The sequence below is a fragment of the Kribbella sp. NPDC048915 genome, assembly GCF_040649595.1.
Lineage (GTDB): Bacteria > Actinomycetota > Actinomycetes > Propionibacteriales > Kribbellaceae > Kribbella.
In genome coordinates this window covers 24,370-43,188 of record NZ_JBEZFT010000061.1, presented here as the reverse complement: position 1 = coordinate 43,188, position 18,819 = coordinate 24,370, and the positions used below count along the sequence as shown (strand labels likewise).

The following is an 18,819-nucleotide window of genomic DNA, read 5'->3' as shown; positions in this document are numbered from 1 at the left end:
ATGGGCGGCGTAGGAACCTCCATCCTCGGGAGACCTCGACACCTACTCCGGGACCGACGCGCCGCTCGCCGCTACACCCTCAACTGTGAAGAGCCCGTAACCTGGACCAGGCGGAGGGCCGGGTGGCGGTCGAAATCCCGCTGCGTTTCCGACGCAGATGATCGTGCTCAGCAGACAGCCGACAACACAGAACCAACCGACTCTCGCTACCTTCAGCATCAGCATGGCCCTTTGTCCTCGTCGGTGATGAAGAACCACATCTTCTTGCCGGCCGGGCTCGGAGCAAAACGAAGATGTGACGCGACTTGGCGTCGGGTTTCGGTCCCAGGAGCGGATTGTGCCGGTTTCCCGTTGCTCCTGTATCTCATGACCTGCTTCGAATAGTCGAGGCAGTTGAGGAGCACGACCTCCGGTTGCTCTTGCTGCAGATTCACGGAAGTTACGGCGAATGTTGCGATGGTGACTCTTCCGGTGACGTACAAGCCGTTGCGCTCCAGCGTTCTGGCCTGGTCAACGACCGTGATGATCCACTCGCCACTGATGCCGGCCTTCTCCAGAGTTGGTCGGTCGAGCCCGGCAGGGTTCATGAAGGTTCGATCGATCGCAGCCATCGCGACTGCGTACCGCGCCTTGGCAGCTGTGATTGCGGCTCGCTGCTTCGGGGTCCAGGCGGGCGCTGCGGGGGATGTGACCGCGGGTGTGGCGGTTGGCGCTGTGCTCGTGGCTATCGGAGTCGTATTCGGCTGGCCGGCCTCGGGTGAGGGGTTCTGGCAGGCGGTCAGCAGGAAGAGGGTGCTGAGGGCGGCTGCGGTGGTGAGGGCCGGGCGGCGGGGCATGAGTGGGGCTCCGTTCTGAGTGCGCTTGGTGTAAAGGGTGGCATACGGAGAGTGTCGGTGGGGCGGGCTATCCACAGGGGGAGCGCTGCTGACGGGCTCACTTTGTGCACCAGATCCGTACTTCTTGGCGCGGAAAGTACGGATCTGGTGCACAAAGTGGCGGTGGGGCGGCGTGAAGGTGGGCTCGCGGCGGGCGGGGGATGTGGGGGTGGAAGACTGCGGGGTATGTCTCCTATTGGGCGTCGTCGGGGTCGGGGTGTGTCGTCGGGGCGGGGAGAGAAGGTGGTGGTTCCGCCGGAGCCGCATCCGTCCGGGGCTCGGCCGCCGGCGGTGCCGAAGGAACTGGTGCCTCGGCATGTGGCGATCGTGATGGACGGGAACGGGCGGTGGGCGAAGCAGCGGGGGTTGCCGCGGACCGAGGGGCACAAGGCGGGCGAGGCGTCGTTGCTGGACGTCATCAAGGGCGGGATCGAGATCGGGGTGAAGTACATCTCGGCGTACGCGTTCTCGACCGAGAACTGGAGCCGCTCGCCCGACGAAGTGCGGTTCCTGATGGGGTTCAACCGTGAGGTGATCCACCGGCGGCGGGACGAGCTGGACGCGATGGGGGTCCGGGTGGTGTGGTCCGGGCGGCGGCCGCGGTTGTGGAAGAGCGTGATCGACGAGCTGGAGTACGCGCAGGAGCGGACCAAGGACAACGACGTGATCACGCTGCAGTTCTGCGTGAACTACGGCGGGCGGGCGGAGCTCGCGGACGCAATGCGGTCGATCGCGCGGGAGGTTGCCGAGGGCAAACTCAGGCCGGATCGCATCACCGAGCAAACGGTCGCCAAACACCTGTATGCGCCGGACATCCCCGAGGTCGACCTGTTCGTCCGCTCGTCGGGGGAGCAGCGCACGAGCAACTTCCTCGTTTGGCAGCTCGCGTACGCCGAAATGGTGTTCCTCGACACACTGTGGCCGGACTTCGATCGCCGCGATCTGTGGCGGGCGATCGAGCTCTACGCGCAGCGGGACCGACGGTACGGCGGCGCGGTGCCGAACCCGGTGCCCAACCAGTAACCACGCCGGAACCGACCGCCACGCACAACCTGGCGCTCAGCAAAGCTGACCAAGGTTCACCAAAATCCGAACCGGAAGACCGGTGGACACGGAACCGAAGGTCGACCCGGCAACGTCTAGTCTCGTTGCAAGTGTCAACGACATGAACGGGAGATGCAGGTGGCGGACCAGCCGACGGGCGAGACCCCGCAGCAGAGCGTGGAACGCGAACTACAGGCCGCACGCGAGCAGGTTCGCAGGGTGGCCGAGCAGTTGCGCGCCGGACTGTCCGAGGACGACCGCCTGGCCGCCGAGGCCCGCGCTCGCGCCGCGACCCCGGCCAACCAGCACACCACGGACAACCAGCGCCCGGCCAACCAATAGAACCAGGCCAACCAGCAGAACCAGACCAGTCAGCAGACCCCGGCTAAGCCGCGGACGGAGCGAAGGACCAGCACTGATGGCGAACGAGCGCGACATCGCGATCCTCACCGACCAGATCGCCCAGGCGATGAACCGGGCCCGCGCGACGCTGGACAATGTCGCGCACTCCCTGAGCGGCCCGGAGTTCGACCGCCTTCTGGTGCGCCGCCTGGAGGACGTCGAGTCGCTGGACGTCGGCGCGCGGCGCGTGGAGATGGCCGAGCAGGAGGCCGCCGAGACGGGCCGGGTGGCGCAGGGCAGCGAGGACCGCTACTCGATGGAGCGCTGGAGCGACGCCGACACCCAGGTACGGCGCTCGTTCGGTTCCGCGCAGGCCGACGCGGGGGATCTTGCGTCGCGCATCGGTGCCGCGCAGCGCGAGTTGACGGAGTTCCACGACGACCTCGGCCGCAGTACGGCGTACCTCGACCAGGCGCTGCGTGACGTCGACGCGCTCGAGCAGTTCCCGGAGTACGGCCGGTCGGAGGCGTCTGAGGGACTGCGCGACAGGCTGCAGCACCTCCGCGGGCTGACCACGGGGGCGGACGCCGGGCTGAAGGTGGCGTTCGACCGGCTCGACAGCGCGCGGCGGACGGCGTCGGAGTTCGAGATGCAGACGCACGCGGTCGGTGAGGGCCGGCACTCGGCCGCGGTCCGCGACACCAGCAACGCGCTCCGGCAGGACCTGCAAGGAACCCGCGCGGGCATCGCCGACGTACGCGAGGGCATCGACGCCCGGATGTACGACGTACACGCTAGCGCGCAGTACGGCGTGGACGAGGCGATCCGCATGGCCGAGTTGGCGAACGCGGTAAGGGCTGGCACCAACCCGACCCAACACACCGAGCAGACCGGCGACCGCGCCGCGGATCAGCAAGCCGGCAGCAACGGCGGCAACGGCGTCCAGGACCCGCGCCTCCGCCTGATGCGCGGCGCCCCGGAGACGACCCAAGAGCGCTGATCGCGCGACACCGAGGACCGCTGACCACCCAGACGCACCGGACACAACCCAGGAGCGGTAAAGGCTTAGCGCCGAGGCGACGGCAGCAGCCCGCGTTCGATCGCCACGGTGACCGCGCGGGTCCGGTCGTCCACGTCCAGCTTGGCGAACAGTCGCTGCAGATGTGTCTTCACCGTCGCCTCGCCGATGAACAACTCCCGCCCGATCTCGGCATTACTGAGCCCACGAGCAACGGCCGCCAGCACCTCGAGTTCGCGCGGTGACGGTTGCGCGGCGGCGGGCGGCGCCGGGGTACGGAGCCGTGACATCAGCCGCGCCGCAACCGGTGGCGCGAGGACGGTCTCGCCGCGCGCCGCCGCGCGGATCCCGTTCAGCAGGTCGGCGTGCGGCGTGTCCTTGAGCAGGTATCCGGCCGCGCCGGCCTCGACCGCGCGCAGGATCTCCGTGTCGGTGTCGTAAGTCGTCAGCACCAGCACCCGCGTCGACGGGTACCCGGACACGATCGCCTCGGTCGCGGCGACGCCGTCCATCCGGGGCATCCGCAGATCCATCAGAACGACGTCCGGCCGCGTGGACTCGACCAGCGCCAGAGCCTCCGAACCGTCACCGGCCTCGCCGACCACACGGATGTCGTCGGTCACGGCGAGCATGCCGCTCAGCCCGGACCGTACGACGGGGTGGTCGTCGACCACCAGAACCTGAATCACGCATCCTCCTGTACAGCCGGCATCAGGACCTGGACCCGGGTACCGTGCCCCGGCGTACTCTCCACCTCGACCGTGCCGCCGGACTCCTCGACCCGTCCGCGCATCGCGTTCAGCCCGAATCCGCCGTACTCCGCTCCCGGCGTGAACCCGGACCCGTCGTCCCGGATCTCGATCCACACCCCGTCGTCCGACAGGCCGAGTGTGATCAGTACCTGCGTGGCGGCGGCGTGCTTGCGGACGTTCGCCAGCGCCTCCTGCGCGGACCGCAGCAGCACCACCTGTTGCGCCTGCGGCAGCGCGGCGACCTCGTCGTCCGGCAGGTCCAGCGACACCCGTACGTCGACTCCCGTCTCGGCCGCGAACCGCTCCGCCTGCCGCCGCAGTACCTCGGTCAAAGTTGCCTCCGACAACGCAACCGGGGTGAATGCGGCAACCAACGCCCGCGCCTCGGCGAGATTCTCCCGCGCGGTGTCCTCGATCGCCGCGAGCCGGGCCGCCGCTCCCGACGTCCCGCCGCGCGACAGTTCGGCCGACGCCGCCTGGGACAGCATCACGATGCTGGTCATGCCTTGCGCGAGCGTGTCGTGGATCTCCCGCGCCATCCGCTCCCGCTCAGCCATCACGCCGGCGCTGTGATGCGCCTCGGCGAGCTCGTCCCGCGCGGCCTCGAGTTGCTCGATCAGCTCGGCGCGCTGCTGGCTCTGGGTGATCACCTTCTCGATCCAGATCCCGAACAGCAGGCTGACCACGAGACTGACCAGCATCCACGGCAGGATTCCCCAGAACGCGTCCCAGCCCCATCCCGCGTTCCACAACTGCGCCGTACCGACGCCGACCACCAGCAGCACGCTGAGCCCGATGCCCTCGCGAATGTCCTCGCTGAGCAGCCAGATCTGCGCCGACGCGATGAACATCAGGAACACCGACTGCGGATAGATCGCGATCATCACCATCAGCGACGCGATCATCACCAGCCGATACAGGTACGACGGGATCAGCCGGCGCGACCGGATCGCGGGCAGACCGACGAACTGGTACGCCGCTCCGAGGACCACCGCTGCGCCTACGAAGACCGCCTGCCGGGTCGTACTCAACCCGCCGAGGAACGACAGGCCGAGCGTGGTCCCGAGCAGCGCCCAGAACACGATGTGCCATCCGACCAGCGTGCGGGCCCACACCGGCCGACCGGCGCCACAGTTCGTGTTCTCCACGGACTCCATCTTCCTCCACAGGAGGACCCACAGACGAGGCCCGCTCCAGACCGGCCCCTCCGGCGGCACGACGTCGCGCCGCTCAGGGAGGCCGGGAGGCCGATCCATCAGCCCGCGTCCCGGCGGGTCCAGCGGAACAGCCGCTGGGCGAGGAACAGACCGACGAGCAGCCACACGGTGAGCACGATCGCGCCGGTCCCGAGTTGCCAGGACCCGCCCGGTTCGTTCACCTCGAACCCGTCCGGCAGGAACACCGACCGCATCCCTTGCGCGAGCCACTTCAGCGGGAACACCTCGGCCACGTTCTGCATCCACGAGGGCAGGCTGCTGTACACGAAGTACACACCGGAGATGAACTGCAGCAACAGGACAACCGGTGTCACCACGGCCGACGCCGCGCGGCCGGACTTCGGTACGACCGAGAACGCGATGCCGAGTACCGACCCGGACGCCGTACCGAGGATGAAGATCCACAGGAAGTGCAACCACTTCGTCGGCTCGGTCGGGATGTCCACACCGAGCACCAGGCCCGCGATCACCAGCAGCAGCGTGAACTGCAGCACCGAGGTGACCAGCACCATGCCGATCTTCCCGATGAAGTACGACTGCGGCGACATCGGCGTACCGCGGAGCCGTTTCAGCACGTCCTGGTCGCGCTCGATCGCGATCGCGATGGCCAGCGACTGGAAACTCGTCAGGAAGATGCCGGAGGCAATCATCCCGGGCGTGAAGTATGTCGCCGCGGTGACGCCGCCGCCGAACTCGGTGCCGCTGAACACGGCCGAGAAGATGGCCAGGAAGATGATCGGGAAGAAGAACGTGAAGATCAGCTGCTCGCGCTCGCGGAAGAACTCCTTCACCTCGATCCCGGTGCGGGACAGGCCGACCTTCAACGGCGACGGCAGTACGGCGCTCACTGCAGCACTCCTTCCGGTTCCGGAGCGGTTTCCACCGACCCGATCAGTTCGAGGTAGATGTCTTCGAGGCTCGGCCGCCGTACCTGCAGCTCGGGGACCTCGCCGCCGAACTCGCTCAGCAGCCGCGCCACCTCGGCGGTCGGTCGATCGGTACGGATCTCGCGCGGCCCGTCCGCGCTCAGCCAGGACACTCGCGCGGTGCGGGCGCCGCGGCCGCCGAGGGTCTCCGGCGTCGCGACCTCGACCATCCGGCCGTCCGCGATCACACCGACCCGATCGGCCAGATGCTCGGCCTCGTCGAGGTAATGGGTGGTGAGCAGAATCGTGGTGCCGTCCGTGCGGAGGTCCTCGATCAGCGTCCAGAACTGCCGGCGCGCCTCCGGGTCGAACCCGGTCGTCGGCTCGTCCAGGAACAGCAACTCCGGGTTGCCGATCACGCCGAGCGCGACATCCAGCCGGCGTCGCTGCCCGCCGGACAGGTTGCGGACCCGCGTCTTGCGCTTCTCCACCAGCCCGACCGAGGCGATCACCTCGTCGGGGTCGCGCGGATTCGGGTAGTACCCGGCGAAGTGCGACACGATCTCGGCGACGGACAGTACCGCCTCGTCACGCGTCGTCTGCGCGACGATCCCGAGCCGTGCCCGCCAGTACCGATCACCGTGCGCCGGATCGACCCCCAGCACGCTGACCTCGCCCTCGTCGGCCCGGCGATACCCCTCCAGAATCTCCGTGGTCGTCGTTTTGCCGGCCCCGTTCGGCCCGAGCAGGGCGAACACCTCGCCCCGGTGAATGTCCAGGTCGACACCGTCGACCGCGACCTTGTCCGGATACCGCTTGACGAGGCCGCGTACCCGCACTGCGTTGTCCTTCTCCATGCCTCAACTCTCGCGCCGGACCACCCTCCGCGGGGAGACCCGCCCGGCGGACACCTTGTCCCCCAACCGGTGGACACCGCCCTTCTTTGTGCATGAGATCCGTACTTCCACGGCGAAAAAGTACGGATCCCATGCACAAAGTCGTTCGCGCGAAGTCGTCCGCGCGTCGGGGCGACCGGGTCCGCGGCGGGGCGGCTGGTGGGGCGCGGCGTGGCCGGCGGGCGGAGGTGGTGGCGTGGGGCAGGCGGGGCCTGGGCGCGGCGATGGCGCGGGCCGCCGCCCTTGTTCTTTGTGCATGAGATCCGTACTTCCACGGCGAAAAAGTACGGATCCCATGCACAAAGTCGTGCGCGCGAAGTCGTCCGCGCGGTGGCGCGGGCGAGGCGGCGGCGTGGCCGGCGGGCGGAGGTGGTGGCGTGGGGCAGGCGGGGCCTGGGCATGGGCGGGCGGTGGTGTCGACGGTGGGGCGGGGGTGGCGCGGGGCGGGCGGGGCCTGGGCATGGGCGGGTGGTGGTGGCGGGGCGGGCGACGCGCCGGTGCTGGCGGGTGGGGGCGGGGGCGATTAGGTTCGGGTCATGGTTCAGACGGTGCGTGGTGTGGTGGCGGCGGCCAAGGGTGCGCCGGTGTCGATCGAAGAGATCACGATCCCGGACCCTGGTCCGGGGGAGGCGGTCGTGCAGGTGCAGGCGTGCGGCGTCTGCCATACCGACCTGCACTACCGGGACGGCGGCATCAACGACGAGTTCCCGTTCCTGCTCGGGCACGAGGCCGCGGGCATCGTGGAATCGGTGGGCGCGGGTGTCACCGACGTCCAGCCGGGTGACTTCGTCGTGCTGAACTGGCGGGCCGTCTGCGGCGGCTGCCGCGCCTGTCTGCGCGGCCGTCCCTGGTACTGCTTCAACACGCACAACGCGCAGCAGAAGATGACGCTCGCGGACGGTACCGAGCTGAGCCCTGCGCTCGGCATCGGCGCGTTCGCGGAGAAGACACTGGTCGCGGCCGGCCAGTGTACGAAGGTCGACCCGGCTGCGAAGCCGGAGGTCGCGGGGCTGCTCGGTTGCGGCGTGATGGCCGGCCTCGGCGCCGCGCTGAACACGGGCAACGTCGGCCGCGGAGACAGTGTCGCGGTGATCGGTTCGGGCGGTGTCGGTACGGCGTCGGTCGTCGGCGCACGTCTCGCCGGGGCGGCGAAGGTGATCGCGATCGACCTCGACGAACGCAAGCTCGCCACCGCCCAGGAGCTCGGTGCGACGCACACGATCAACGCCAAGGGACTCGACCACGACGGCGTCGTCGCGGCCGTACAGGAGCTGACCGGTGGCTTCGGCGCCGACGTGGTGATCGACGCGGTCGGCCGGCCCGAAACCTGGAAGCAGGCGTTCTACGCCCGCGACCTGGCCGGCACCGTGGTGCTCGTCGGCGTACCGACCCCGGAGATGCGGCTGGAGATGCCGCTGCTGGACTTCTTCGGCCGCGGCGGTTCGCTGAAGTCGAGCTGGTACGGCGACTGTCTGCCGAGCCGCGACTTCCCGATGCTGATCGATCTGCACCTGCAAGGCCGGCTGCCGCTCGACCGCTTCGTCTCCGAGACGATCGCGCTGGACGAGGTGGAGGACGCCTTCGCCAAGATGCATCACGGCGACGTCCTCCGCTCGGTCGTCGTCTTCTGATCGCCGGCCCGGCGCGACGTCAGACCTTGAAGGAGATCCAGAGGTCGGGGGTCGCGTCGGGGTTGCCGGCGATGGGGCGGGGTTGCTGGGTCCAGACATCGCCGGCGATTTCGGTAGCGACGCGTTGCCAGAAGCGGACTGCCTTCTCGTTGTTGCCTTGGAACGCGACCTCGCACGGCCCCGGGTGGTGCGACAGCACCTCCTGGACGGCCCGGAGACCGTACCCGCTGCGTCGTACCGGCCGCACCATGAAGAACGCGTTCAGCACATGCACCGGCTGCTGCAGCGCGCGCATGAAACAGAAGCCGACCGGGTTCTCGCCCAGCGACACCAGATACCCGGCCCACTCCGGATGCCCGGTCAGCACGTTCTCCAGCCACTCACTGCGATAACTACCGTCGGGCTGCGGCAACTGCCCCTGGAACTCGGACAGGTCGTGGCGAAACATCAACCACAACCGCTCCATCACCGCACGGTCGGAACCCTCGACCCGGCGCACCACAAGATCAGACATACCTCTCCCTCACCAGCAGACCAGAGCAGCTGAGCAGTAACGAAAACGCAGAAAAGCCTCCCGCCGGAAGATTCCGGTACGGAAGGCTTACTGCGGCAGATTCTATCACTACAAGGCCGCGGTTTCCCCAGCCACCCAGCTCATATCGGCGTACCGATCACCCACCGGCGTCAGTTTCGCCAGCGCCCGTACGTCGTCCGCAGCCAACGAGATCCCGAGCGCCGCGACATTGTCCTCGAGATACCGGCGCCGCTTGGTTCCCGGAATCGGCACCACATCGTTGCCCTGCGCAAGGAGCCACGCGAGTGCGACCTGCGCCGGCGTCGCGTCGTACCGCACCGCCCGGATCTCCGCGACCAGCGCAAGGTTCGCGGTCAGGTTCGGGGCGGCGAAGCGGGGGAGCGTACGCCGATAGTCGTCCGCCGCGAGGTCCGCGGGCAGCGCGCCGGTGAGCAGGCCGCGCCCGAGCGGCGAGTACGGCACGATCCCGATACCGAGCTCACGGCAGACCGGCAGCACCGACTCCTCGATGTCACGGCTGAACAGCGACCACTCGGACTGTACGGCGGTCAGCGGGTGCACCGAGTGTGCGCGCCGGATCGTCTCCGCCGACGCCTCGGACACCCCGAGGTACCGAACCTTCCCCGCCGAAACGAGCTCGGACATCGCGCCGATCGTCTCCTCAACCGGTACGGCGGGGTCCATCCGGTGCTGGTAGTACAGATCCACGTGGTCGACGCCGAGCCGACGCAACGACGCGTCGATCGCCGAGCGGACGTACTCCGGCGACCCGTTGAACCCACGCGTCTCGGGTTGCAGCGGATCGCCGGTGATACCGAACTTCGTCGCCAGAAAGACGTCGTCGCGACGGCCCGCGATCGTCCGGCCGATCAGCTCCTCGTTGGCGCCGAATCCGTAGATGTCCGCGGTGTCGAGGAACGTGACCCCGAGGTCGAGCGCGCGGTGCAGCGTGGCGACCGACTCGCCCTCGTCGGCCGCGCCGTAGGCGAAGCTCATCCCCATACACCCCAGACCGAGGTCGCTGACCTCGGCTCCTTGCTGACCCAGCAGTTTCATCGAAGCTCCCATCGAAGAAGACATGGCTCCGCCACCGGACGTGCGTGAACGCCGAGTTGCGGTGCGGTAGTGGTGGTGCGGTGGTGCGGTGGCGGATTACGGCGCCGCGCTGCCGCCGTACACGCCGATCTTGTAGTCGGTGACAGCCAGCGCGAGTTGCAGCTCCCGCAGCTGCCGCTGGATCCCGCCCCGGTGCTGCTGCATCAGAGCGAGCCGCTGCGGCTCGGTCTGGTCGCCCTGCCGGACGAGCTCCAGGTAGTGGCTGATCGTGCTGATCGACATCCCGGAGGCGCGCAGCCGGCTGATGAACACGATCCGCGCCATCGCGCGCCGGTCGTAGCTGCGGTACCCGGCGGCGTCGCGGTGCACGTCGACCAGGCCGATCCGCTCGTAGTACCGCAGGGTGTGCGCGGTCAGACCGGTGAGTTCGGCGGCCTCGGCGATCGACAGTCGGTCGGGCAGGTCGTCGGGCAGCTCCAGCAGCGAGAGCAGCTCCGGATCCACCGGCTCCAGCGCGGACCCGTACGCGGCGATCGCGGCGCGCTGATCAGCTCCGGTGGACAGCGAGGTGGTGGTCATGTCCACGACGGTATGCCTTCGAGCGCACTCGAAGGCAAAGTGACCTGGGTCACAGGTAAGACCTACTGCTCTTGGCAGGCCAGGCAGGTGCCGAAGATCTCCAGCGTGTGGCTGATGTCGGCGTACCCGTGCTCGGCCGCGACCTTGTCGGCCCACCGCTCGACGGCCGGGCCCTCCACTTCGACGGTGCGCCCGCAGCTGCGGCAGACGAGATGGTGGTGGTGTCCCTTCGAGCAGCGCCGGTACGCCGTTTCGCCGTCGGCGGTGCGCAGTACGTCGACCTCACGGGAGTCCGCGAGCGCCTGCAGGGTGCGGTAGACGGTGGTCAGGCCGACGGCTTCGCCGGCGGACCGGAGCTCCTGGTGGATCTCCTGGGCGGTCCGGAAGTCGTCGATCTTGTCGAGCGCGTGCGCGACCGCCGCGCGCTGACGGGTCGAGCGTGTTCCGATTGCCACCGTTCCTCCTGTCCTGTTGCCGACCGCCTCAATTGTCTCAGAAGTCAGCAACCTCTTGCCGTGTCGTGTCGACCCCTCGGTGCCGGTCAATGCTCGTCCCAGTGATCGCCGTGCGCCGCGTGCAGGTGCCCGTCGTGCACGTAGTCGACGTGGTCCCCGTGCTCCACCTTCTGGTGGCCGCACTCCGGGTTGTGCGCGTGCGGATGCCCGCTGCTGACCACATGCGGCTCCGGCGCCGGTACGCCGACCTCCGGCTCCTCGTCCGCCAGCGGTCGCGCCCGGCCGGACCGCCTTCGCAGCAGCGTCCCCACCACGGCGGCCACCACGAACCCGGCCAGTGCGAGGACCACGATCGTTGCGCCCGGCGCCACATCGGCGTTGTACGACGTGATGATGCCGGCGAGGCACGCGACCACACCGATCACGCACGCGGTGACGAACGTACTGCGGAACGACCGCGTCAACTGCTGCGCCGTCGCCACCGGGACCACCATGAGCGCACTGACCAGCAACAGGCCGACAGTGCGCATTGCGACCGTCACGGTGACCGCGGCCATCACGGCGATCACCAGGTTGAGCAGCTGGACCCGGAGTCCCGTCGTACGGGCGAACTCCTCGTCCTGGCAGACGGCGAACAGCTGGGGACCCAGGCCGATCGCTACAACCAGTACGGCGACGGCCAGGCCGACCACGACGTACAGGTCGCTCTGGGAGACCGTGGTGAGTGAACCGAACAGGTAGGTGTTCAGCGTGGCCGCGCCTTGGCCTGCGAGGCCGATGAGCAATACGCCGCCCGCGATGCCGCCGTAGAAGAGCAGTGCGAGCGCCACGTCACCAGTGGCCTTGCCGCGGGCGCGGACCAGCTCGATGGCGGTCGCTCCGGCGATCGAGACGATGATGGCGGTCAGTACCGGCGCACTGCCGGTCAGCAGACCGAGCGCCACGCCGGTGATCGCGATGTGGCCGATGCCGTCGCCCATCAACGACAGCCGCCGCTGCACCAGGTACGTCCCGATCGCCGGCGCCGACAGGCCGGTGAGCAGCCCGGCGATCAGCGCGCGCTGCATGAACTCGAGCTCGAAGAGTGTCATCAGGACAGCCAGCCTGGTTCGTCGTCGGTGTGCGAGTGGTGGACGTGGGCGTGCGTCTGGGAGGCGTGCGGCGGACCGTCGTACACGATCCGGCCGCGGCGCAACACGACCGAGCGGTCGATCAGCTCGTCCATCGGGCCGAGGTCGTGGCTGACCATCACCACCGTCGTACCGCGCGCGACCCGCTCCCGGATCGCGTCGGCGAAGATCTGCTGGCTGGCCAGGTCCACACCGGCGGTCGGCTCGTCGAGGATCAGTAACTCCGGGCCGGAGACGAGTGCGCGCGCGATCAGTACCCGCTGCTGCTGGCCGCCGGACAGCTCGGCCACCGCGTCCTTGCGGCGGTCGGCCATGTCGACGACCGCCAGCGCCTCCTCGATGGCCTGCTTGCCCGCGGCACCGAGGGGCGTGAACAGCCGCCGCTTCGACAGCAGCCCGGACGAGACCACCTCGTACACCGTGGCCGGTACGCCGCCGGCCGCGGTGATGCGCTGCGGCACGTACCCGACGCGGCGCCAGTCGCGGAACTTCGGCACCGGCGTCCCGAACAGCCGGACCTCACCACGGGCCGCGGGGAGCAACCCCACCACGGTCTTGATCAGCGTCGACTTGCCGGAGCCGTTGGTCCCGAGCACGGCGACCACCTCGCCCTGGCGGATCCGCAGGTCGATGCACCGCAACACCAGACGACCGCCCAGGTCGACCGAGAGATCGGTGACTTGGACGGCCTTGGCAGTTTCTTCTGTCACGAGCAGCCGTTCGCTTTCCGTAGCTCCTGGAGGTTCTTCCGCATCAGCGTCAGGTAGGTCTCCTGCGAGTTGGCGTCCGACAGGCCCTCGATGGGGCTCAGTACGGCGGTCTGGACGCCGACGTCGCGCGCGATCGTCTTGGCCACCTTCGGACTGACCAGCTCCTCGGAGAAGATGGTCGTCACGTGCTGAGCCTTCACGATGTCCTGGACCTCCTTGATCCGGGCCGGGGCCGGCTCTGCGTCCGGAGTGAATCCGGCGATCCCGACCATCGTCAGACCGTATCGCTTCGCCAGGTAGGCGAACGCCTCATGGCTGGTCACGAACGTTGTCAGCTTGCAGTTCGCCAGACCGGTCCGGTACTCCGTGTCGAGCGCACCGAGTTGGTCGAGCAGACCCTTCGCGCGCTCGTGGTACCCGGCGGCGTTGGCGCTGTCGATACTCGCCAGCCGGTCCTCGACGGCCCTGACGACCGCGGCGTACCGCACCGGGTCGAGCCAGAAGTGCGGGTCGAGATCCTTGCCGTCCTCGGTGTGCGCGGCCTCCTCGGCGCCGTCCTCGTGCTCCTCGAAGTCGGCGCCGGTGTCCTCGAGCTGGGCGGCCGGGGCGACGTCGAAGCCGGCGTCCTTCGCGTTCTGCTCGACGGCCTCGTCGACGGCGGGCTGCACGTTCTTCTCGAACAGGACCAGCTTCGCCTCCGCGATCGCGCCGACCTGCTTCGGTGTCAGCTCGAGGTCGTGCGGCTCGACGCCGGGAGCGGTCAGCGTGGTCACGTCGACCGCGTCACCCCCCACTGTGCGGGCGATGAACTCGAGCGGGTAGAACGATGCGACGACGTCGAGCTTGCCGCCACCGGAGGAGTTGGCGGAGTCGCCGCACCCGGCGAGGGTGAGGGCGGCCAGGGCGGTGGCGCCGGCGACAGCTGCTCGAAGACCGAATCTCATGACAATCATTTTCATTTAACTGGAGATGATTGTCAAAACAGGGAGTTCATCGCATGGCCAGCCGCAACGTCGGGAGGCGACGTGCCGACCGTAAGGGCAACCTCCGGAAGACCCTCGGCATTCCCGCGGACCCCGAGCGGCTCGCCGCCGGTCCCAGGCGCGGGCTCGGGCAGGGTCATGGTCATGGGCATGGTCACGGGCATGGTCACGGGCATGGTCACGGGGAGCACCTGGTCGACACCTCGGTGGTGAACTCCGACGCGATCGTCGCCCGCCGGGTGCGGATCGTGGTTGCCGCCGTCCTCGTCCCGATGCTGCTCACCGCCGTGGTGCTGATGGTGGGGATGTGGCCGGGCGGCGACGTGAAGGTGGCGGCGTACCAGACCGCCACCGCGCGCGGTGAGGTCACGGCGATCGCGGCCTGCCCGAACGAGAAGGATCAGTGTGACGAGGCCACCGTCCGCCTGACCGCCGGTCCGGACCAGGGTGCCGAGGTCCCGATCCAGATCCCGAAGTCGGATCAGACGACGATCCCGATCAAGGTCGGGCAGTCGATCATGCTCGGGGTCCAGGACGCGCCGACGCCGGCCGAGCGCTACTCGTACGTCGACCACGATCGCACGAAGCCGCTCCTGGTGCTCGCGGGGATCTTCGCGATCGCGGTGGTCGCACTGTCGCGTTGGCGAGGTTTCGCGGCGCTGATCGCGCTCGGGGTGACCGCGGTGATGCTGACACAGTTCATCCTGCCCGCGATCTTGAAGGGCGAGAACGCGTTGCTGGTCGCGGTGGTCGGCGGCGCCGTGATCATGGCGATTGCGCTGTTCCTGACCCATGGCATCAACGCCGAGAGTTCGATCGCGTTGTCCGGGACGGTCGCCGCGCTCGGCCTGACCGTCGTGCTGGGCTGGTTCTTCACCAAGTTCTGCCAGTTGAGCGGTCTGGCGTCCGAGGGGGCTTCCGGGGCCAAGGCGCTGGTGCCCGGCATCGACCTGACCGGGCTGCTGGTGGCCGGCATGGTGATCGGCGCGCTCGGTGTTCTCGACGACGTGACGGTCACTCAGGCCGCCGCGGTCTGGGAGTTGTCGGCCGCGAACCCGTCTGCCAGTCGGCGTGAGCTGATGAGTGCCGGTCTGCGGATCGGCCGTACGCACGTCGCGTCGGTGGTCAACACGCTGGTCCTCGCCTATGCCGGTGCCGCGCTGCCGGTGTTGCTGGTCTTCGCGATCCAGGACCTCCCGGGGACGGCGGTCCTGTCCACCGAGCCGGTGGCGATGGAGGTGGTCCGCGGCCTGGTCGGCAGCCTCGGCATCATCGCCGCCGTGCCGCTCACCACCGCCCTCGCGGCGATGGCGGTCGCCGATCGCTCGCGGGAGCCAGGACAGGGCTGAACCGAAAATCAGCACTTCCGCTTGACCCTCCCACTGTCTACTCTGCTGATAGGTCACTGAGAGTTGGGTAGCAACTACTTTCGGTGCCCGCGCGGGGTGAGGAGGGCTGATGAGGTTCCGTCATCGGGACGGATCGATCGTCCGGCTCGGATACTGCGCGACGGTGCATCCGGCCGCGGAGCTGGACGAACTCGTCGCGACGCTCGACGGCTGTGCGGGCAAGGTCCGCGCGCACCTCGGCGTACCGGTGCTGAGTATCGGCCTGTGGTTCCCGCATCGGCTCGCCGACCGGCTGGCGAACTCGCCGGCCGCGCTCAGCAAGCTCCGGCGCGCCCTGCGCCGCAACAAACTCGAGGTCGTCACGCTGAACGGCACGCCGCACGCGCTGTTCACCGAGAAGGTCGTCGGCAGCAAGCTGTACTGCCCGGACTGGACCGAACCCGAACGCCTGCGCTACACGCTGGACCTGATCGACGTGCTCGCCGAGTTGCTCCCGAGCGATGCGCCGTACGGCTCGATCTCGACCGTGCCGCTCGGCTGGCGGGTGCCTTGGTCGAAGGACCGCAACCGGGCCGCGCGCGCGGCGATCGACCGCGTCGAGCAGCATCTCGAACGTACCGAGACCAGGACCGGGCGGACGATCCGGATCGCGATGGAGACCGAGCCGGGCTGCGTCCTCGAGATGATCGGTCAGGCCGCCGCCTGGCTGGACCGCTATTCGAGCCCGGACGGCGGTACGTCACGGATCGGACTGGGACTCGACACGTGCCATCTGGCCGTGCAGTACGAGGATCCGGCCGAGTCGTTCGAGCTGCTGTGGCGTTCGGGAGTCGACGTGGTCAAGGCGCAGCTGTCCGTGGCGCCGACCCTCGTCAACCCGTCGGACGGGCCCGGTCGGTACGTCCTCGGTCAGCTCGGTACGCCGAAGTACCTGCGCCAGGTGCGTGAGTGGGGTGGACCGGGCGTCGACGATTTGGCGCAAAGCCACCAGCTGTCAGGCCACGCTGCCTGGCGCATGCATGCCCACCTCGCGGCACATGCGGCGCCACCGGATCCGCTGAGCGCGACAACCGGCGTACTGGACGAGTGCCTGACCAGGCTGGTGGGCGGCGGTCATCCGCTGACACACCACCTGGAGTCCGAGGTGTACGTGTGGCCACGGGTCCCCAGATCGCAGCAGGGGTTGGCGAAACGGCTAGCCCGAGAGCTGACCTGGCTCCGCGACCGGCTGACCGCGCTCGGACTGAAGGCGGCCTGATATCCAGCCCGGCCGGATCGGCCGGCCTGAATCAGCCGGTTGCGATCCGGGACGCCGCGAACAGCAGAATCACCAGGATCGAGAAGATCCGCAGGAAGCGCGGACCGGTCGTCACCACCGGCCACGACAAGAACGCCAGCCAGGCCAGCAACAGTGCGAGCAGGACGAGCGCCGGCACCCCGACCGGGACCGGAGCGAAGACTCCGACCAGGGCCAGCACCAGAGTGATCCCCGGCAACGTCAACTTGGGCGCAGCGTGCAGCTTCGCCACGTACGGATAACTGATCTTCGTGATCCGCTGCCGCAACGGACTGCTGGGGGTACTCATGACCCCATTCTTCCAGGCCCTAGTGTTAACCGCGTGTTCGTGGTGATCAGGTTCCGCGTGGGCGAGGACGACCAGGCCGGGTTCGGGGAGCGGGTCCGGGCCGCGGTGGACGTGCTGGAGCAGCAGAAAGGCTTCGTCGCGGCGCGGGTGGGGCGGAATGTCGACGACCCCGAGTTACTCGCGCTGACGCTGGAGTTCGAGAACATCGGCAGCTACCGGCGGGCGCTGTCGCCGTACGACGTGAAGCTGACCGCGGTGCCGCTGCTGTCGCAGGCGATCGACGAGCCGACGGCGTACGAGGATCTGCCGGTCTGACGCGGATTCGATGCCGGGCGCCCGGGACCGCTAGCCTGGTGACTTCCGTAGTGTGACCAGTACCTGTCGTTGTCCTCGTTGTGGAGTCGAACCGTGCCCGTGGAAACCGTCGATGCCGTCGTCAGCCTCAGCAAGCGGAGGGGCTTCGTCTACCCGTGCGGCGAGATCTACGGCGGTACCAAGTCGGCCTGGGACTACGGACCGCTCGGCGTCGAGCTGAAGAACAACATCCGCACCCAGTGGTGGCGGACGATGGTCACCGGCCGCGACGACATCGTCGGCCTGGACTCCTCGGTGATCCTGCCGACGCCGGTCTGGGAGGCCTCCGGGCACCTGGCCGAGTTCGTCGACCCGCTGACCGAGTGCCAGTCCTGCCACAAGCGATTCCGTGACGACCACCTGCGCGAGGACTTCGCCCGGCGGAAGAACAAGGACCCCGAGACCGTCACGCTGGCCGAGATCAGCTGCCCGAACTGCGGCAACCGGGGCACCTTCACCGAGCCGCGGATGTTCAACGGCCTGCTGAAGACCTATCTCGGCCCGGTCGAGTCCGAGGAAGGGCTGCACTACCTGCGGCCGGAGACCGCGCAGGGCATCTTCATCAACTTCGCGAACGTAATGGGCACCGCCCGGAAGAAGCCGCCGTTCGGCATCGCCCAGGTCGGCAAGAGCTTCCGCAACGAGATCACCCCGGGCAACTTCATCTTCCGGACCCGCGAGTTCGAGCAGATGGAGATGGAGTTCTTCGTCGCGCCCGGCTCGGACGAGGAGTGGCACGAGTACTGGCTGAAGGCGCGCTGGGACTGGTACACCGGCCTCGGCCTGAACCCGGACAACATGCGGTTCTACGAGCACCCGAAGGAGAAGCTGAGCCATTACTCCAAGCGCACCGTCGACATCGAGTACCGGTTCAACTTCGGCGGCAAGGAGTTCGACGAGCTCGAGGGCATCGCGAACCGCACCGACTTCGACCTCACCACGCACTCCAAGCACTCCGGCGCCGACCTGTCGTACTTCGACCAGGAGAAGGGCGAGCGCTGGACGCCGTACGTCATCGAGCCGGCGGCCGGCCTGACCCGCAACGTGCTGGCGTTCCTCCTCGACGCCTACACCGAGGACGAGGCCCCGAACGCCAAGGGCGGCGTCGACAAGCGCACCGTGCTGCGCTTCGACCCGCGGCTCGCGCCGGTCAAGGCCGCCGTCCTGCCGCTGTCGCGCAACGCCGACCTGTCGCCGAAGGCCCGCGATCTCGCCGGTGAGCTGCGGCAGAACTGGAACGTCGACTTCGACGACGCCGGCGCGATCGGCCGCCGGTACCGTCGCCAGGACGAGATCGGTACGCCGTACTGCATCACCGTCGACTTCGACACCCTTGAGGACCAGGCCGTCACGATCCGCGAGCGCGACTCGATGAAGCAGGAACGGATCGCGCTGACCGAGGTCACCGGGTACCTGGCGCAGCGTCTGGTGGGCTGCTGAC

Annotated in this window: 21 protein-coding genes; 8 read left to right on the top strand and 13 right to left on the bottom strand. The window is 68.5% G+C overall.

The genetic code is table 11. The features are described from left to right. Nucleotides 1-218: 218 nt before the first annotated feature. Nucleotides 219-611 carry a hypothetical protein gene (locus AB0B82_RS25805; protein ID WP_360173548.1) on the bottom strand — a complete coding sequence of 131 codons (393 nt, stop codon included), beginning with the start codon at nt 609-611 and terminating at the stop codon, nt 219-221. A gap of 510 nt (nt 612-1,121) precedes the next feature. On the opposite strand from AB0B82_RS25805, the gene AB0B82_RS25800 reads away from it, so the two are divergent. The 3 genes from AB0B82_RS25800 (at nt 1,122) to AB0B82_RS25790 (ending at nt 3,261) form a co-directional block, all read left to right on the top strand. After that, nucleotides 1,122-1,898, top strand: a complete 777-nt coding sequence (locus AB0B82_RS25800; protein WP_360173551.1) for an isoprenyl transferase — start codon at nt 1,122-1,124, stop codon at nt 1,896-1,898. A 159-nt stretch (nt 1,899-2,057) separates the two neighbouring features. Further along, nucleotides 2,058-2,261: a hypothetical protein gene (locus AB0B82_RS25795; protein ID WP_360173545.1), complete on the top strand. Its 204-nt coding sequence runs from the start codon at nt 2,058-2,060 to the stop codon at nt 2,259-2,261. A gap of 76 nt (nt 2,262-2,337) precedes the next feature. Continuing rightward, on the top strand, nt 2,338-3,261 hold the full coding sequence (locus AB0B82_RS25790; protein WP_360173543.1) for a hypothetical protein: 924 nt from the start codon (nt 2,338-2,340) through the stop codon (nt 3,259-3,261). A 65-nt stretch (nt 3,262-3,326) separates the two neighbouring features. Here the strand turns inward: AB0B82_RS25790 and AB0B82_RS25785 are convergent, their stop codons facing one another. From AB0B82_RS25785 to AB0B82_RS25770, 4 genes are all read right to left on the bottom strand, one after another. Then, entirely contained in the window at nt 3,327-3,968 is a 642-nt protein-coding gene (locus tag AB0B82_RS25785; RefSeq protein WP_360173540.1) for a response regulator transcription factor, read from the bottom strand. Beyond that, on the bottom strand, nt 3,965-5,188 hold the full coding sequence (locus AB0B82_RS25780; protein ID WP_360173537.1) for a sensor histidine kinase: 1,224 nt from the start codon (nt 5,186-5,188) through the stop codon (nt 3,965-3,967). The genes AB0B82_RS25785 and AB0B82_RS25780 overlap by 4 nt, the downstream gene beginning before the upstream one ends. A 98-nt stretch (nt 5,189-5,286) precedes the next feature. Next, on the bottom strand, nt 5,287-6,096 hold the full coding sequence (locus tag AB0B82_RS25775) for an ABC transporter permease (RefSeq protein WP_360173534.1): 810 nt from the start codon (nt 6,094-6,096) through the stop codon (nt 5,287-5,289). After that, nucleotides 6,093-6,971 (bottom strand): ABC transporter ATP-binding protein, encoded by an 879-nt coding sequence (locus tag AB0B82_RS25770; protein WP_360173531.1) that lies wholly within the window; start codon nt 6,969-6,971, stop codon nt 6,093-6,095. Before AB0B82_RS25770 ends, AB0B82_RS25775 begins: the two co-directional genes overlap by 4 nt. Before the next feature lie 575 nt (nt 6,972-7,546). Here AB0B82_RS25770 and AB0B82_RS25765 point away from each other — a divergent pair. Then, nucleotides 7,547-8,641, top strand: coding sequence for an S-(hydroxymethyl)mycothiol dehydrogenase (locus AB0B82_RS25765; protein WP_360173528.1), 1,095 nt, complete (start codon nt 7,547-7,549; stop codon nt 8,639-8,641). A gap of 19 nt (nt 8,642-8,660) precedes the next feature. On the opposite strand, the gene AB0B82_RS25760 is transcribed toward AB0B82_RS25765, so the two are convergent. The 7 genes from AB0B82_RS25760 to AB0B82_RS25730 form a co-directional block, all read right to left on the bottom strand. Next, a complete protein-coding gene (locus AB0B82_RS25760; RefSeq protein WP_360173525.1) occupies nt 8,661-9,155 on the bottom strand; it encodes a GNAT family N-acetyltransferase in 495 nt (164 codons plus the stop codon). A gap of 108 nt (nt 9,156-9,263) precedes the next feature. Continuing rightward, nucleotides 9,264-10,232 (bottom strand): aldo/keto reductase, encoded by a 969-nt coding sequence (locus tag AB0B82_RS25755; RefSeq protein ID WP_360173522.1) that lies wholly within the window; start codon nt 10,230-10,232, stop codon nt 9,264-9,266. A 96-nt stretch (nt 10,233-10,328) separates the two neighbouring features. Next, entirely contained in the window at nt 10,329-10,811 is a 483-nt protein-coding gene (locus tag AB0B82_RS25750; RefSeq protein WP_360173519.1) for a MerR family transcriptional regulator, read from the bottom strand. A 62-nt stretch (nt 10,812-10,873) separates the two neighbouring features. Continuing rightward, nucleotides 10,874-11,266 carry a Fur family transcriptional regulator gene (locus tag AB0B82_RS25745; RefSeq protein WP_360173516.1) on the bottom strand — a complete coding sequence of 131 codons (393 nt, stop codon included), beginning with the start codon at nt 11,264-11,266 and terminating at the stop codon, nt 10,874-10,876. Between the two features lie 86 nt (nt 11,267-11,352). After that, nucleotides 11,353-12,357, bottom strand: coding sequence for a metal ABC transporter permease (locus tag AB0B82_RS25740; protein WP_360173513.1), 1,005 nt, complete (start codon nt 12,355-12,357; stop codon nt 11,353-11,355). Further along, nucleotides 12,357-13,106: a metal ABC transporter ATP-binding protein gene (locus AB0B82_RS25735; RefSeq protein ID WP_360173510.1), complete on the bottom strand. Its 750-nt coding sequence runs from the start codon at nt 13,104-13,106 to the stop codon at nt 12,357-12,359. Before AB0B82_RS25735 ends, AB0B82_RS25740 begins: the two co-directional genes overlap by 1 nt. Beyond that, entirely contained in the window at nt 13,103-14,050 is a 948-nt protein-coding gene (locus AB0B82_RS25730) for a metal ABC transporter substrate-binding protein (RefSeq protein ID WP_360173507.1), read from the bottom strand. The genes AB0B82_RS25735 and AB0B82_RS25730 overlap by 4 nt, the downstream gene beginning before the upstream one ends. 53 nt (nt 14,051-14,103) lie before the next feature. Between AB0B82_RS25730 and AB0B82_RS25725 the strand changes: the two genes are divergently transcribed. Then, nucleotides 14,104-15,438: a YibE/F family protein gene (locus AB0B82_RS25725; protein WP_360173504.1), complete on the top strand. Its 1,335-nt coding sequence runs from the start codon at nt 14,104-14,106 to the stop codon at nt 15,436-15,438. 109 nt (nt 15,439-15,547) lie between these two features. Beyond that, nucleotides 15,548-16,696 (top strand): metabolite traffic protein EboE, encoded by a 1,149-nt coding sequence (gene eboE / locus AB0B82_RS25720; protein WP_360173501.1) that lies wholly within the window; start codon nt 15,548-15,550, stop codon nt 16,694-16,696. A 31-nt stretch (nt 16,697-16,727) separates the two neighbouring features. On the opposite strand, the gene AB0B82_RS25715 is transcribed toward eboE, so the two are convergent. Beyond that, entirely contained in the window at nt 16,728-17,024 is a 297-nt protein-coding gene (locus AB0B82_RS25715) for a DUF6703 family protein (RefSeq protein ID WP_360173498.1), read from the bottom strand. 33 nt (nt 17,025-17,057) lie between these two features. Here AB0B82_RS25715 and AB0B82_RS25710 point away from each other — a divergent pair, with 33 nt between their 5' ends. Together AB0B82_RS25710 and AB0B82_RS25705 are read left to right on the top strand one after the other, a co-directional pair. Further along, entirely contained in the window at nt 17,058-17,339 is a 282-nt protein-coding gene (locus AB0B82_RS25710; RefSeq protein WP_360173495.1) for an antibiotic biosynthesis monooxygenase family protein, read from the top strand. A 93-nt stretch (nt 17,340-17,432) separates the two neighbouring features. Continuing rightward, nucleotides 17,433-18,818 carry a glycine--tRNA ligase gene (locus AB0B82_RS25705; RefSeq protein WP_360173492.1) on the top strand — a complete coding sequence of 462 codons (1,386 nt, stop codon included), beginning with the start codon at nt 17,433-17,435 and terminating at the stop codon, nt 18,816-18,818. The last annotated feature ends 1 nt before the right edge of the window (nt 18,819 follow it).